The following is a 15923-nucleotide window of genomic DNA, read 5'->3' as shown; positions in this document are numbered from 1 at the left end:
GCTCTTGAACAAGTTGTTTAATGACGATAGGTGAGCGCGGGCGTCGCCGCACGTCGGGCGGGCGGAGGTTGGCGGTATTTGTAAGCAATTGCAAAGGCTGGGTATTACTGAATGTCTCTAGAGATCAATGATCACCAGGGTGCCCTGGCTGCCGGCGAGCACACCGTGGGCAGTGCCGGCTTCCACTAGGTACATCTGGCCGGCGTCCACCCTGATGGCTTGATCACCGATGCGCAGGTGCAAGTACCCACTGATCACCAACAACCCTTCGTTGTAGTCGTGGGTTTCTTCCTCGTACGTCTGTTCATCCATGCGCAGTACTTTGATCCGCGCCGGGCCAACCTGGCCCAGGCGTGTGGATGTCCAACTGTCGGGCAGTTGCGCGGCGATTGCGGCGAAGTCCAGTAACGGCATGTGAATCTCCTTGTTTTCAACGATGCCGTCGGTGGTCCGGTTCAGCAGGCGGTGGGTCTTGTCAGAAAGTGTCCATCAACAAGACCCGGCACGGCTTGGCTTGATGCTCATTGATCTGGGGCACCAACCGGGTGAAGTGCTCGGTCTGGCAGTGCGCATCCAGCGCCGCTTGATCTGGCCATTGCTCGATAAAAATGAAGTGCCCAGGGTCTTTTTGATCGATGAACAAATCGTAGGCGATGCACAGCGGTTCCTGGCGGGTTTTTTCCACCAGTTCAGCGTACCAGGGGCGCACGGTTTCCAGGTGTTCGGGCTTGATGAAGTCCTCAGCGATGACTTTCAGCATGGCAGGCGTCCTTCAGGCTGCTGCGGTTTCATGAGGCTCGAAACTGTCCGCCCGCGCCATCTGCCACATGCGCGAATAGAACTCGCCATTCACTTCACCGGTGAGCAACTCCCCAGGCTTGAGGAACACATGCAACTGGGAGAACAGCTTGATCTCCGTCGCCGACATCCGACGTACCAAATGCTTGGCCGACAACTGCGACGGATGCTCCAGCCCGGCGGCGGCGAGCATTTCTGCCAGGGCGTGCAGCGTGTTGCGGTGGAAGTTGAACACGCGCTGGGCCTTGTCCGGCACCACCAGCGCGCGTTGGCGCAGCGGGTCTTGGGTGGCGACGCCAGTCGGGCATTTGTTGGTGTGGCATGACTGCGACTGAATGCAGCCAATGGCGAACATGAAACCACGCGCCGAGTTGGCCCAGTCGGCGCCGATGGCCAGGACGCTGGCGATGTCGAACGCGCTGACAATCTTGCCGCTGGCGCCGAGCTTGATCTTGTCGCGCAGGTTCAGGCCCACCAGGGTGTTATGCACGAACAGCAGGCCTTCGCGCAGCGGCACGCCGATATGGTCGGTGAATTCCACCGGCGCGGCACCGGTACCGCCTTCCTTGCCGTCCACCACGATAAAGTCCGGAAGGATGCCGGTTTCGAGCATGGCCTTGGCGATGCCCATGAATTCCCACGGATGGCCCAGGCAGAACTTGAAGCCCACGGGTTTGCCGCCGGACAGTTCGCGCAACTGAGCGATGAACTGCATCAGCTCGATCGGCGTGGAAAACGCGCTGTGACGCGACGGCGAAATGCAGTCTTCACCCATCATGATGCCGCGGGTGTCGGCGATTTCCTGGGTGACCTTGTGCTTGGGCAAAATCCCGCCATGGCCGGGCTTGGCCCCTTGGCTCATCTTGATTTCGATCATGCGCACTTGCGGGTTCTGGGCCTGCACGGCGAAGCGTTCGGGGTCGAAACGGCCGTCGCTGGTGCGGCAGCCGAAGTAACCGCTGCCCAGTTCCCAGGTAAGGTCGCCGCCGTTTTCTCGGTGATAGGGGCTGATGCTGCCTTCGCCGGTATCGTGGGCAAAGTTGCCGAGCTTGGCGCCGTGGTTGAGTGCCCGGATCGCGTTGGCGCTCAATGAGCCGAAGCTCATGGCCGAGATATTGAACACCGACGCCGAGTACGGCTGTGTGCACTGCGGGCCGCCGACCATCACGCGAAAACTGCTGGGGTCGCTCAGTGGCGCAGGGCGCATGGAGTGGCCGATAAATTCGAAGCCTGACTGGTACACGTCGATCAGGGTGCCGAAGGGTTTGTCTGCCGTTTCGTTCTTGGCGCGCGAATACACCAGCGAGCGCTGGGCGCGGGAGAAGGGCAGGGCGTCGCTGTCAGACTCCAGTAGGTACTGGCGGATTTCCGGGCGGATGGTTTCTACCAGGTAACGGATATTGCCCAGGATCGGATAGTTGCGACGCACCGCATGGGGGCTTTGCAGCAGGTCGACAATGCCGATCAGGCTGAGTACGCCGGTGACCAGCGTGATCGGCCACAGCCATTCATGTTCGATAAAGGGGAGGCTGGCGAGGGTGAAAATGACGCACACAGCAAAGAAGGCGTAGCGGCTTAACAAGGACAGGCTCATACGGTTTCCTTGGGTTCGGACTCTTCAGGTCGATTAACCATTCTGCACCTGTCGACAAAGCACGGACAAGGATTGATCGTCCAGTCAGCTATTTGAGCCTCTGCGTATTTGTACCGACAAAAAAACTATCAGCTTGATCAGGAACGTATTGCTGCCCCGTCACCATTCATTGAGTGTCTGGTTGTGACCGGGCGCGGTGAAGTAAGGACACTTTATCAAGAGGGAGTTTATAACGACCAAAACGAGTGACTTACCTATGACGACATCGATAGCGGTAGCGAATGTTTTTTCCAATGTCTGGAATTCTGCCCCCTCCAGCCACGATTGGAATAAAAGCCAGTTAACCGGCCCGCTACGGGAGCAAGTCGCCCAAGAACACAAACGCATTGAAGGCATCGAAAAACCCGAGCAGGATGTGAGCCGAAAGCCGGAGATCGCCACAGGCCGCCCACCGGGTGATAACCGCACCGCCGAACAAATCATCAACGATAATCCGATCCTCAAAAAACTGGGTCATCAAAAAGATATCAATCGCTCATTGGCTTACAAACTTCTTGGAGATTGGACGAGCAACAACAAAGACCCGGACGCACGGGCTGATGCAGCCTTCAACGCCGCGCGGGTGCTCAACTATATCGATACGTCCTTATCGGCTGACGGCGAACACCGAGGCAAGGCGCACGGAAATGGCGACCTTGAAGGCATTACCCGTAGCGGCGACGCTCGGCACGGTACACCTGCAGGCATGTGGAAAGACTTTACGGAGCAGGGTTATTTAGCCTTGCGTGAGCATCACCGTCTGGATAGTACCAGCGACACCCATGTCAGGAAGGACGGCACCAACAAAGATAACGTGCAATGGGCTGCCGGCGAGGCTGGAAAGAGAACCCGGTTTATCCCTGGACTCAGCAACATTCTTCTAGGTATTGGCGATTCGGAACCGGGAGTGATCGGAGCTATCAAAGGGGCGAAGGCGGGTTTTGACAAAACTCGGGCTGATGGTTTCGATGAAGCGCTCGCCAGCGCTACGAGAGGAAATCTTGTCGGCGTCGTTAAAGGGTATATCAATGCCGTGAAGAACAACGAAGCCAAGCCGAATGAGGCCCAGTCAGCACTGGATAAGATCAGCAGTTAAGCCAGTTTGGTTTTTAATGGTTGGACGTCCCAGGAAACGGATTTCCAGAAGGCCCCATAGCTCCTCGCGCTCTACCTTTATTGCAAGAGGTTCTCGTTTGGACGCTCGGTGTTGTGTTACTGTATAACAAATCAACCGCACCCAGACGCCCCGGAGGCCTCATGAAAGCTGGTATCCACCCCGACTACCGCACCGTGCTGTTCCACGACACCGCCGCCGATGTGTTCTTCCTCATCGGTTCCACCGCCGACAGTGATCGCACCCAGAAACACAGCGACGGCAACACCTATCCCTACATCCCCCTGGACGTCTCCAGCGCCTCGCACCCGGTCTACACCGGCCAGCAGCGCAAGACCCAGGCCGAAGGCCGGATTGCCGGGTTCAACAAGCGTTTTGCATCGTTTGGGTCGAGCCCGAAAAAAGCTGACGCATGAGCATGATTCGGCGGCGTGCCTACGCCGCCGTCTGCCGAATCGGCAGTACTACCCGAAACTTCGTACCCTTGCCCACCTCACTGCTGACGCTGATATCGCCACGGTGTTTCTTGACGATCCCGTAAGACAACGACAAACCCAGCCCGGTACCTTCGCCCACAGGCTTGGTGGTGAAGAACGGGTCGAAAATCTTCTGCACGGTGTCGGGGGCAATCCCACAGCCGTTGTCTGCGACTTCCAGCCACACGTTCTCGCCGTCCACCCCGTTGCTGATGGTGATGGTGCCGCGCTCAGGGCCCATGGCTTGTGCGGCGTTGATCACCAGATTCATCACCACCTGGTTGAGTTGCGAAGCCAGGCACTCGATTTCTGGCAGCGGCGTGTAGTGCTTGACCACATCGGCCTTGTACTTGAGTTCGCTGGCGACGATGTTCAGCGTCGAATCGATGCCTTGCTGCAGGTTCGCGAATTGCCAGGTCTGGTCGTTATCCACCCGTGAAAAGTTCTTCAGGTCCTTGACGATCTGCACCACACGGCCGATGCCGTCCTTGGATTCGCGGATCAGGATCGGAATGTCGTCCTTGAGAAAATCCAGGTCCAGCTCGTTGCGCAATGCCGTGAGCGGTTCGCGATGTTCTGGCGCCCCGATGTGCGCTTCGCTGCGCTGGTAGGCATCGAGCATCTGTTGCAGCTGCTTGAAGTAACTGTCGAGGGTGCTGAGGTTGGAGGAAATAAAGCCCACGGGGTTGTTGATCTCATGGGCGACGCCGGCCGCGAGTTGCCCCAGCGAGGCGAGTTTTTCCGACTGCACCAGTTGGCTTTCCAGGTGCTTGCGCTCTTCAATTTCCAGTTGCAGCGCTTGGGTGCGCTCTTCCACCAACCGCTCCAGCTGCGAGGTTTGCAGGGAAGCGCGGCGCGCCATGTCCCATTTGTTGGCCAGGGTGTTGGCCATTTGCTGGACTTCAATGTTGTCGAACGGCTTTTTCAGGATCAGCAGGCGGTCGTGGGCGTGCAGGCGAAACAACAGGTCATCCCAGGAATAGTCCGAGTAGGCGGTGCACACCACCACTTGCAGGTCGGGGGCGACTTTCCACAGTTCTTCAATGGTCTTGGCGCCGTCCCAGCCCTGGGGCATGCGCATGTCAACGAAGGCCAAGGCATAGGGGCGCTGTTGCGCCATGGCGCTGGTCAGCAAGCCCAGGCCTTCCTCGCCGCCATACGCGCCGTGCAGTTCGAATGCCTGGGCTTGAGGTTTGGCGGTGTCGCCGAACAACGCCGACTCCATTTCATCCAGCGCTTCGGTTGAGGCTTCGTCGGGCATCAGGATCTTGCGAAAATCCTCATGGATGGACGGTGTGTCATCGATCAGCAGGATGCGCCGGTTGGGAGGTTGGTTCATGAGCTGCTTCCGGCAAGTGTCATGGGGATGGTCAAGGTGAAGACGGCGCCAAGGCCCGGCCCGTCGCTGTGGGCGCTGAGCTGGCCGTTCATTTCCACGGCGGCCAGGGCGCAGCTGTGCAGGCCGAAACCGTGGCCCTCCTTGCGGGTGGTAAAACCGTGGGTGAAGATGCGTGCCATGTTCTCGGGCGGTATGCCTTCGCCATCGTCCTTCACACTGATCTTCAGGGTCTCGTCGCCTACCGATTCCACCGCCAGGGTGATTTGCCGTGGCCGCTCAGACAGTTTGTCCATGGCGTATTTGGCGTTGCTGATCAGGTTGACCATGATCAGCAATAACCTGTGCTTGTCCGCCAAGATCTCCGGCACCGGGGCGTACGCCTTCACAACAGTGACATGGTGACGGCTCAGCGCGCCGGCGTTCATGCGCAGGGCGTCGTCCATCAAGGCGCTGATATTGACCGGCTCCAGCAAGGTAGACGCACCCGCATAGGATTGCTGGGTTGAGACGATGTCCTTGATGTGGTCCACGCTTTTGCTCAACTGCGCCAGCTCATCGCTCATGCCTTGCTGTTCGATGGCAATCGCTTCGACCAACTGGTTCAGATAGCCCGGCAGCAACTTGCCCTTTTCATCCTCGGTAAGGAAGGTGCCCAGGTCGCCTTGGTGAGCGTTGATCAGTTGCATGGCCTTGCCCAGGCCGAGTGCCTTGCTGCTGCGCAGCTTGCGGCTGACCAGGTCGGCAGAGATGTTCACACTGTTGAGCACGTTACCGACGTTGTGCAGCACGTTGGTGGCGATCTCCGCCATGCCGGCCTGGCGGGCGCTGTTCATCAGCTCGCTCTGGGCATCCTTGAGCTGTTGCGTGCGCCGCTCCACCCGTTGCTCCAGGGTTTCGTTGGCGGCCTGCAACGCGCGGTTGACGCGATTGATCTCGGCGAAGCTACGCAACAGGCGCACCGCCAGGTAGAGCAGCATTACCACCAGCAAGGTCGAGAAGATCAGCAGGTAGCGATGGTACTGATGATCGATGAGGTCCGTAGCCTGCTGGTCCTGATTGAGGTGAGTGGTCAGGTCATCGAGGTGTTCGGCCACCGGCACGGCGGCAATCCGCTCGAGCAGGCTGTTGACCAGTGGCTGTTCGCGCAGGATCAGCGAAATATGATTGCTGAGGATCTCCACCGGTGCCTGGAACTCGCTGGGCAGGCTCTGTTGGTTGATGGCCAGCTTGCCCAGGCCCACCAGGATATCGGCGGCACGTTCGTCGCTGGTGACTTGGGCGAACTCCAGGCTGCTGAGCAGCAGGTCGTAAGTGTCGGTGGCCACGCTTTGCAGTTGCAGGCGGCCTTCGTCGGTCATGCTGTTGAATTGGGCCTGGATGTCGTCTTCGGCCGTCGGCAAAAAAGCCAATGAGTTACGCAGCACTGCGTTGTGGGATTTGAACTGGTCGACGAGCCGGGCTTTTTCCTCGATGGCCGTCAGATACGCCGCATGGCTGGCTTGCCAACCGGGCAGGTCGGCAGCGCTGTGGTAGGTGTCGCGGCTTTCCAGTTCAGCCCCGATACGGGTCATCTCGGTCAGCGGTGTGACCAGTGGGTCGTAGTTGTGGGTGATCGCGATGCGGGCCTTGAGTACTTCGCTGTCCCACTGAGCATTGAGCTGCTGGAGTTGGCGGATCAAGTCGCGCGACTGGGTATAAGTGGCTGTCTGGTCGCGTGAAGACTTGAGGTACAAAAACACCAGGGTGGAGGCCAGGAACAGGGTGATGAGGCCTAGCAGGATTTGGCTGGTGCGTCGGCGTGACAAGGGTCTCATAACGGCTTGCCCGCCCATTCGCCGGTCAGGGTCTTGAGAAACTGGATAATCAGGTCCTTGTCTTCCTGGGACGGGTTGCGCCCCAACTGGTACTTGAACATCACGTCAACCGCCTCTTCAAGGGTCTTGGCCGAGGCGTCGTGGAAGTACGGCGCTGTGACGGCCACATTGCGCAGGCTGGGCACCTTGAACACATGGCGGTCTTCCTCATCCTGGGTCAGCAGGTAGCGCCCCAGGTCCGATTCCAGCGGGTTGCCGCGGGCCTTGAAGTAATCGCCCATCACGCCGAATTTCTGGAACATATTGCCGCCAATGTTCACGCCCTGGTGACAGGCAATGCAGCCGTAATCCTTGAAGCGTTGGTAGCCGTATTTTTCCTGGCGGGTCAGGATATCGGTGTTGCCCAGCAAGTATTGGTCAAACCGCGAATTGGGTGTCAGCAGCGTACGCTCGTAGGTGGCCAGGGCGTTTTGCACATTGGAAGCGGTGACGCCATCGGGATAGGCCTGTTTGAACGCGTTCTGGTAGGCGGGCAGGGCGGACAGGTTGCGCACCACGGTATTCCAGTCGCTGCCCATTTCCACCGGGCTGATCACCACCTGCTCGACCTGGGCCTGCAGCGTGTCCACCCGACCGTTCCAGAACTGTTTGAAGTTCAGGCTGGCGTTGAATACGGAAGGGGTATTGATCTGCACCGGTTTGCCGTCAAAGCCAATGGAGAATGGCTTGTTGTCGGCGCCGCCGCTGGTCAGTTGGTGACAGCTCGCGCAGGACAAGGTGTTGTTGACCGACAAGCGCGGCTCATTGAACAACTGGCGACCCAACTCAACCTTGGCCGGGTCCAGTACTGGAATCGCCGGCAAGGGCTTGAGCGCTTCGTCCAGCGGCGCGGCTGACAGCGATGCAGTGCCCAGGCATAACGCGAACATCAGGCCGGAACGGTGGTTTACGACATTGCTCAAGCGAGCACTCCTTGCAGGCCCAGGGCTATTTATTTTATTGATCCGGCATCAGTGTCGCGCTATCCGTTTGCAGCAGCTGCACAAAATCTTTCGAAGGCAGCGCCTTGCTGAACAGAAAGCCCTGGCCCTCCTCACACCGCTGGGCTTTGAGGAAATTCAATTGGTCGACGGTTTCCACACCTTCGGCAATGATGTTCAGCTCCAGGCTCTTGCCCATGCCGATGATAGCGCTGATCAGTTGTTCGTCCTGGCTATTGATGCGCAGGCCGCGCACGAAGGATTGGTCGATCTTCAGCACGTCGATGGGAAAGCGCCGCAGGTAGCTGAGGCTGGAGTAGCCGGTGCCGAAATCGTCCAGGGCCAGGCGGATGCCCATGGCCTTGATCTTTTGCAGGGTCTCCACGGTTTCGTCGACGTTCTGCATCAGCACGCTTTCGGTGATTTCCAGTTCCAGTTGGGTGGGCGGCAGGCCTGTTTCTTTCAGGATGGCGGCCAGGTTGTCGACGAAGTCCCGTTGGCGAAAGTCGATCGCCGAGATGTTCACCGACATGCGCAGGGGCGCCAGGCCCATCTCACGCCAGGCTTGGGCTTGTGTGCAGGCTTGGCGCAGGACCCACTGAGTCAGGCGCACGATCAGGCCGCTGTCTTCGGCGACCGGAATGAACTCCGCCGGGCTGACCCAACCCGACTGCGGTCGAAACCAGCGGGTCAGCGCTTCCGCACCGACGATGCGCCCGGACTCCAGCGCCAGCTTGGGTTGGTAATGCAGCACAAATTCATCGCGGTCCAGCGCCTGGCGGATCGCGCTTTCCAGGTTTTGCTGATGCTGGGCGCGCAGGTTCATGTCTTCGGTGTAAAAGCTGAAATCCCCCGGGCCGCGTTCTTTGCTGGTGCGCATCGCGGTTTCAGCGTGCTTGAGCAAACCCACGGCATTGTCGCTGTCATCGGGGTAAATACTGATGCCCAGGCTGGCGCTCACACTCAGGTCATGCCCCGCGACATGGCGAGTCGCGCTGACAGCATTGAGTACTTTTTGCGCAATGTGCTGGGTTTGCTGGGGATGCTGGATATCGTTAAGCAGCACCACGAACTCGTCAGAGCCATAACGAAACACCGAGTCCGAGGCCCGTATCGCCGCCACCAGGCTCAGGCTCACCTGCGCAAGCACCTCGTCGCCGGCCGGATAGCCCAGGGCGTTGTTGATGCGCTTGAAGCGGTCGAGCCCCAGAAACATCACCGCCAGTTGCGTGTCGTGCCTGCGGCCCAAGGCGATCGCCTGGGTCAGGCGGTCGCCCAGCAACGTGCTGTTGGGTAACTCCGTCAGGGCGTCGTATTGCAATAAGTGCGAGACCTTGAGCAGCTCCTGCACGCGTTCCTCGATGGTGCGCTCCAGGCTGATCACTTTGAGGGCCGCGTCCTGGGCCAGTTGCCATTTCCAGGTCAGGGCGCTGGCCATCTGGCGGATTTCCAGGTGGTCGAAGGGCTTTTTCAGGATCAGCAGTTGGTCGTTGTATTTCAGGCGCGCTTCGATTGCCTCGAAGGAGTAGTCGGAATAGGCCGTGCAGAGCGCGATTTGCAGGTTGGGGTCCGCCTCCCACAACTGTTCGATGGTGTGCAGGCCGTCCCAGCCAGGGGGCATGCGCATGTCGATAAACACCATTGCGTACGGCGAGTGGGCGTCGAGGGCTTTTTTGACCAGCGCCAAGGCTTCCTGGCCCTGGTAGGCCGAGTCCAGGTCAAACGCCTGGCGCACCGGTGCAGTGGTACCAAACAGGGTGGACTCCAGGGTGTCGAGGGAGGGCTCGCCGTGCTCGTCGACACAGAGGATCTTGCGAAAATCCTGGTGGATCGAAGCGGTGTCGTCGACGATCAGGATGCGCCGGTTGGCCCGGCCCGATTCCGTCTTCATGGCGCACTCGGCACGTGCAAAAGGCTTGATGGCATGACAATTCCTTCCCTGGTTCCACAACTGAACGGGGCGCGAGCATGCACTGCAGCATAGTCGAGTTCCCTTGATATCGACGGCCAGTTGGCGTCAAATCAACATCGTTTTGGTGCTACACGGATTCAATTTAGCCTAGCTTCGTTTAATTTGAAGGCAGAGTCGCCATGGATGAACCACTCGCTACGAAGTCCGCTGTTTTGCTGGTCGACGATGAAGAGTCGATCCTTAACAGCCTGCGCCGCCTGTTGCGCGGCCAGCCCTATGAGGTGGTTTTGGCCACCAGCGGCGCCCAGGCGCTGGAGATCATGGCGACCCGGCCCATCGATCTGGTGATGAGCGATGCGCGCATGCCCGGCATGGACGGCGCCACGCTGCTGGCCGAGGTCCACCGCCTGTATCCTGCCACCAGCCGCATCCTGCTCACCGGCTACGCCGACCTCACCACCATCATCAAGGCGATCAACGACGGGCAGATCCACCGCTACATCGGCAAACCCTGGAATGACGAGGAGTTGCAGTTGGTGTTGCAGCAAACCCTCGAGCACCAACGGCTTGAACGCCTGGCCCGAGATCAGACCGAACAGCTCAAGCTGCTCAACGCTACCCTGGAAAAACGCGTGGCGGCGCGTACCGCCGAGTTGCAACAAACCGCCGACATGCTCGACCTGGCCTACGACGAGCTCAAGCGCAGCTATGTGACCGGCACGGAAGTGTTTTCGCTGCTGGCCAACCTGCGCTTGCCCAAGGACAAACAGACCAACCGTGCGTTGATCGAGTTGATCCGCGTGTATTGCGCCGCCCAGTCCATGGACGAATCCAGCACCCGTGACCTGACCATGGCCGCCGCGTTGTACAACATCGGCAAGTTGAGCTGGACGGACAGCATGATGGTTGCACCGTCGGACAAACTGCACAGCACCGACCGCGGCTTGTACCGTGAGTATCCGGGGCAGAGCGAGTCGCTGCTGATGACCCTTGAGCCGATGAAGGACGCGGCGCGGATCATTCGTCATCACCAGGAACGTTGGGACGGCGCGGGGTTTCCCGACCACCTCAAGGGCGATGCGATCCCGCCCGGTTCACGGCTGCTGAAGCTGGCGGTGGACTTTATCGAATTGCAGAAAGGCCTGATCCTGGAGCGGCACCTCAACAGCGACGAGGCGCTGCTGTATATCCGCAAGTACGCCGGGCGCCTGTATGACCCGGCGTTGGTGGAAGATTTCGTGCAAGCCTGCGCGACCTTCCTCAGCGATGTGACCCTGGGTGATCCGACGGTAAAAGTCCTCTCCACCCGTGAGCTGGAAGCCGGCATGGTGCTGGCGCGCAACCTCAATGCCGACAACGGCATGTTATTGCTCAATGCCGGCAAGGTGCTGAACCTGCCGCTGGTGGACAAGCTGATCGCGTTCGAGGCGATGGAGGGCGCCAAGTACAGTGTGTTTATCAGGGCGCCGGACGAGGTGCCGCCCCTCCTGTAGTTATACGCCCCAGGCTACGTGCTTGCTGGCGTGGTAATCAAAGATACCCCTGATGATGTAGACATCTTTGCCACCTTCTTTGCCGTTTTGTTCAATTGCCACGCGCCAAAGACCACGGCCTGTGCCGGGCTGCACCTGGGGGAGATCGACATAGGTGAAGTTGCCTATTCGCTTGCGGCTGAGGCGACCGGCTTGGATATCCTGGGTGATCTCCTCAAGTTTGGCGGTGGCGGGGGTGGGCAGGAGTTTTTTCTGGGTTTGCGCCAGTTCATCCAGCTTCACGATGTTGATGTGCGGATCGCGAGTGGGCACGACTTCCGGCCCGACAGGCAGCGCCGGCGCTGGCCTTTCAACTCTATGGGTTTGAACGCGGGGGACTTCAAACTCCAGAGGCGTTGCAAACTTGGGCAGGGCTTTTTCGAATGCTGTGACATCTCTACTGTCTACCATCGCTACGCCAGTATCTGCCCCATGCTGGCCTCGGGATAGGGCGATATAGGGAATACCGGATTTTTTGAAATCCTCTGAAAAGGAGGTGACTTTAAGCTTGGCGAGTTTGGCCTTGAAGGTCTCCGTCATGAAGGCATCCAGGGTGCTTTTTGTCTCAGGCAGCAGTAAGAATCGACGTATCGCCTCCTGGCGTGTAATTCCCAGATCTGAGGCGAGTTGATTAATACGTACGAGGTGTTCGGGCTTGTATGCAAACACTTTCAGTGCAGCATCCCGCCAAGTATAAAGTTCATATTTTGCTGCGAATTTATCCATCGCATGCTGGTGTTTGTGGGTGATGGCGTACCCGACAAATTGTGCGCCAGTATCGGGGTCGGCAACGGCAATCGATGTTCTGATTTGTTTGTCGAGGTTCTCGTTTTTGCCAATGAGCCTTTTGACTTTTTTAAACAGTTCTTCCTTGTCCCGCGCAGACAGGGGTTGCGCAAAATGTTGTGTCGACAGGTGTATATGTTCAACGGTGGCCAGTTCGAGCCGCAGGTTTAACAGGGAACTACGTAATCTCTCTTGATTGGCTCGGCTCAAGCTTTTCGAGTTCGACATCCAGCGGCGAAATTCATCTTCATCCAGGGTGCCAAGCTGTTGTCGGGCGCGAGTGATCAAATCGAGCTTCAGGGAAGCGTCGGTTTGTTCTATGACGCGCACGAAATCCCGCATTTCCCCTTCTGTTGCAAAAAGCCGCATCGCCGCGATCAGGTCCGCATCCACTTGCTGTTCAGGGGTGAGAGGACGCAGGGCACCCAGAACGGAACCTCCGCCCACAGCGTCTCGTTCGAAACGGGGCTTCCAGCTCTTTGCGTCTCCCGGTACGACCATAAAGTCCACGTGGTGACCTGCCGGGTCTTTTACATAGCGTGCGCCGTCTTCTACATAGGACTGATACAGGTGATAGCGGCCTGTTGGGTCGCGCATCGCGATGAACTGGTTATTGTGTTTATCAAAAAAACACGGTGCGCGGCCCGACTGGCGCGACAGTCTGTATCGGTGGGTGTTGGCAAACTCCACTACGTCAAAGAACGGCTCTATTTGCTCAGGCAACCGATACGGCATCACATTGACCCAGGCGGGTTCCAACGGGCGGAGGGAGGCACCCGTCAGTACAATGGCGGTGCTCCTGTCCGTACCGACTTTACTGGCCAGCCCCGGAATGCGCCGCCCCAGCTGCTTGGCCACGCCTAATCCGCGGTTGATAGCTCGGCGCAAAAACGACAGGGCGGTTTTGCCGGGTATCAACCCGAGCAGAAAATCGGCGGTTTCCACCCCGAACATAAAGGCGTTTACTGCCGATTCGCGGAAAATTTGCGCATTGCTCCGTGAACGGTAGTCGGCGTGCGCGAGTTGAAAACCCAGTTGCGCCGAATACAGGTATGCGTGGAAATTGCCGGTTATCGGCGTCAAGGTATAGCGGTACACACTGCGCGTATCGTTGAAGATCCGTGTGATCTCTTTCGTATCCTTAGTGGCCATCTGGGAAGTGAAATAGGCCTGCCATTCCGGTTTTGCTTTCAGCGTGTCCAGCTCCACCAGCCCCTTGGTCAGCTCCCGGAAGGCAACGCCATCTGGTGCATCCGGGGTATACAGCACACTGACCCCGTCAGGCTTGGTGCCTTTTCGATGAATGACCAGGACACGATGCATGACCTGCCCGCCTTGGCCCCTCTCTTGCGCGGCGCCCAATACCAGCAGGTTGACCTCTATCTCGAATTCGCTGACTCGGGGGCGGGTGGTTGAATCAGGGTGTTCAGTGACAGCTTTTATCCAGTCAAACCCACTGCCTGGCGTCTGGAACGTAAACAGTTTGGCTGCGTCAGGGTTGAGACGGTTCTCAAGCGCGTCCTTATTCATTTTTGCCGCGTTGGCGCGCTGCCAGACTGTAGCGAAGCTGCTTGTCCCGCTGCTCAGCGAGAAGGTTGACCGCAGATACGTATCGTATTTTTGGCCAATGTCAGCTTCTGTTGCGAGTGCGCGCAAATCATCGTTGCCAAGTTTTCCGTGAGGGTTGCCGGCTGTGTCAATAATGTTGGCGGTGGCACTGATCGTTCTATGTATGCCATGCACCGACCATGGGTCGACATTACGTTGGGTATAACTTCCCAGTGTGCGCAGATCCACCACGGTTTGGGTACGCCAGGTGCCCCACATCAGTTTTTTGCCTGGCAGGCACTGCGGGATATTGATCTTGCGGTCTTCGCTGATGTAGACAATGGTGGCTTCCTCGTTACGATACCCCGTCATCTCGGCCGACCGGGAGGACGTTGTGACGCGCAGATGAACCAGGCTTCTATAAGGGTCAATATCAACGTTGGCATACACAGGTTTCTGTTTTTTCAGCACCTTGTCGGTCTCCTGTTGGGAGAACGCCTCCAGTGTCAAGATTCTCTCAAGATGAGGTGTGAGTTCCTCATTGCTGTCGATCAGTTCTTGTTCCAGTTGCCTGTACCGAGCCTGGTCTTGCTCGCCGGCGGTTTTCAACCATGCGGGTTCGGCCGTCAACAGGCGTAGATTGCGCACCATAAAAGCATTAGCGACATCCCACTGTGGCGTCAGGTCTGCGGCCAGGTCGAGCTCGCCTGTGGAGGGCAACGTCTCCCTGCGCAAGGCTTCGCGAACGGAGAAATGTTGCCTGACTCGCAATGCGCGGACACTGTCAGCAATCACGTCAGCGTCTATCTGGGACGGGGCCGTCGTCAGTACGGGCAAGCCGCTTAGCGCGGTACGAGCGGCTGTCGGCAGGCTTGCGATCAACAGCTTGCCTGGCGCTGCGCCGTCTTGTATGCGGGCTGCGACGGTGTCATTCAAACGCGCCAGGTTTTCAAACTCCTCAAACTCCTCGCTTGGGCTATAGAGCATCACTTTGCCCGTCAGAGGCGTCGTGCCCGTGGGGGTCAGAATGAATGCGCCGGCGAATTCACTGCCATTCTCCAGGGCCAGTCGGTACACCGTGGGCCTGTTGTCGACGGTAAACACCTGTTCACGTGCCGCAGCACTTGGGTACTTGAGCACGTTCTGCGCCAGCGTCCGTGCATGCGCCGACAACGTGCCGTCCACCGAGCGCAATGCCAGTTGATGGGCCAGCACTTGTCGTCGCAGCGCGACCAATTGCTCCTCCGTGTTGGGTTGGGAGGGCTCGCCAGCCCCCCAGAATGTATTCAGGCTCAACGTGATGGCTATTTCCAGCCTGGCGGCCAGGGTTGTCGTCGAGGCATTGGCAGAGAGGATTTTATCGGTGTCCAGGGTGTTGCATTCGCGGTAGAAGGCGCCGCTCTCCTGGGTCAGATAAGACTCTGCGCCAGGCGCGCGTAAGGTGGCCAGCAGCGAGCCCAGTGGTTCGCAGGACAGCAGGTGCTTTTGTCCTTCCTGGTCTTCGCGATAGCGGCTATAAAAAATCTGGTTGGGATTGATGGGCAGATGTGCATCGGGAAACATCTCGGCCAATTGCTGCTGGTACACGCGGCCGACACTCGGCTGTCGCCTTACCAGCTCAGAGGTCTGTGCATTGAGTTTGTCGAGTTCACGGGTGAGGTAAGCCAGTTGTTCTTCGGCAGAAAGTGAAGCCGGCGGCACGACCGCAAGCGTCATCGGTTGCACGGTAGGGGTTGACGTGCTGTCGGCCGGCAGCGGTTGCGGTTCGTCAGTGGATGATTCTTTGAGGGTAGGCAATGAATTGTGCATGAGTAAACTCTTATAAAAGAGCGCGGCGCACCGAGGTGCAGCGAGCCCTGCTGAATATGAGTTTGCGAGTTTAGGGTGGCCGAAACTGGACCCTGCGGTGTATGTATGTCGGAAAAAATCGCCCTGCACTCGCGAGTTGCGTGTGCAGAATGCGCGTGGGATCCTTGGCCGCTTTTCAATCC

The 15923-nt window shown here is 58.4% G+C and carries 11 protein-coding genes; 3 read left to right on the top strand and 8 right to left on the bottom strand.

What is annotated here, in order from left to right; genetic code table 11:
- Nucleotides 1-117 precede the first annotated feature (117 nt).
- The 3 genes from FXO12_RS12180 to FXO12_RS12170 all read right to left on the bottom strand — a co-directional run bounded on the left by FXO12_RS12180 (nt 118) and on the right by FXO12_RS12170 (nt 2392).
- The gene (locus FXO12_RS12180; protein WP_057976091.1) at nt 118-414 is read right to left on the bottom strand and encodes a cupin domain-containing protein; all 297 of its coding nucleotides are present in this window, start codon (nt 412-414) and stop codon (nt 118-120) included.
- 61 nt (nt 415-475) lie between these two features.
- Nucleotides 476-760 carry a putative quinol monooxygenase gene (locus FXO12_RS12175; RefSeq protein ID WP_054917577.1) on the bottom strand — a complete coding sequence of 95 codons (285 nt, stop codon included), beginning with the start codon at nt 758-760 and terminating at the stop codon, nt 476-478.
- Nucleotides 761-772: 12 nt separating this feature from the next.
- Nucleotides 773-2392 carry an FMN-binding glutamate synthase family protein gene (locus FXO12_RS12170; RefSeq protein WP_034126439.1) on the bottom strand — a complete coding sequence of 540 codons (1620 nt, stop codon included), beginning with the start codon at nt 2390-2392 and terminating at the stop codon, nt 773-775.
- A gap of 256 nt (nt 2393-2648) precedes the next feature.
- Here FXO12_RS12170 and FXO12_RS12165 point away from each other — a divergent pair, with 256 nt between their 5' ends.
- Together FXO12_RS12165 and FXO12_RS12160 are read left to right on the top strand one after the other, a co-directional pair.
- A complete protein-coding gene (locus FXO12_RS12165; RefSeq protein WP_057976087.1) occupies nt 2649-3527 on the top strand; it encodes a hypothetical protein in 879 nt (292 codons plus the stop codon).
- A gap of 161 nt (nt 3528-3688) precedes the next feature.
- Entirely contained in the window at nt 3689-3961 is a 273-nt protein-coding gene (locus tag FXO12_RS12160; RefSeq protein WP_034126440.1) for a type B 50S ribosomal protein L31, read from the top strand.
- 19 nt (nt 3962-3980) lie between these two features.
- Here FXO12_RS12160 and FXO12_RS12155 read toward each other — a convergent pair whose 3' ends face one another.
- Genes FXO12_RS12155 through FXO12_RS12140 form a run of 4 tightly spaced genes read right to left on the bottom strand, consistent with a single transcriptional unit; the run spans nt 3981 to nt 10045 of the window.
- On the bottom strand, nt 3981-5360 hold the full coding sequence (locus FXO12_RS12155; RefSeq protein ID WP_057976086.1) for an ATP-binding protein: 1380 nt from the start codon (nt 5358-5360) through the stop codon (nt 3981-3983).
- Nucleotides 5357-7174 carry a DAHL domain-containing protein gene (locus tag FXO12_RS12150; RefSeq protein ID WP_057976084.1) on the bottom strand — a complete coding sequence of 606 codons (1818 nt, stop codon included), beginning with the start codon at nt 7172-7174 and terminating at the stop codon, nt 5357-5359. Before FXO12_RS12150 ends, FXO12_RS12155 begins: the two co-directional genes overlap by 4 nt.
- Nucleotides 7171-8136 (bottom strand): cytochrome-c peroxidase, encoded by a 966-nt coding sequence (locus tag FXO12_RS12145; protein WP_057976082.1) that lies wholly within the window; start codon nt 8134-8136, stop codon nt 7171-7173. Before FXO12_RS12145 ends, FXO12_RS12150 begins: the two co-directional genes overlap by 4 nt.
- A gap of 34 nt (nt 8137-8170) precedes the next feature.
- Complete coding sequence (locus FXO12_RS12140; protein ID WP_057976081.1) at nt 8171-10045, bottom strand: bifunctional diguanylate cyclase/phosphodiesterase; 1875 nt, start codon at nt 10043-10045, stop codon at nt 8171-8173.
- A gap of 200 nt (nt 10046-10245) precedes the next feature.
- Between FXO12_RS12140 and FXO12_RS12135 the strand changes: the two genes are divergently transcribed.
- Nucleotides 10246-11559 (top strand): HD domain-containing phosphohydrolase, encoded by a 1314-nt coding sequence (locus tag FXO12_RS12135; RefSeq protein WP_057976079.1) that lies wholly within the window; start codon nt 10246-10248, stop codon nt 11557-11559.
- Here the strand turns inward: FXO12_RS12135 and FXO12_RS12130 are convergent, their stop codons facing one another.
- Nucleotides 11560-15741, bottom strand: coding sequence for a hypothetical protein (locus FXO12_RS12130; protein WP_057976077.1), 4182 nt, complete (start codon nt 15739-15741; stop codon nt 11560-11562).
- Nucleotides 15742-15923 lie beyond the last annotated feature (182 nt).

Origin of the sequence: Pseudomonas sp. J380 (assembly GCF_009827115.1) — a bacterium.
Classification (GTDB): domain Bacteria; phylum Pseudomonadota; class Gammaproteobacteria; order Pseudomonadales; family Pseudomonadaceae; genus Aquipseudomonas; species Aquipseudomonas paracarnis.
This window is presented reverse-complemented; position numbering and strand designations above follow the sequence as displayed.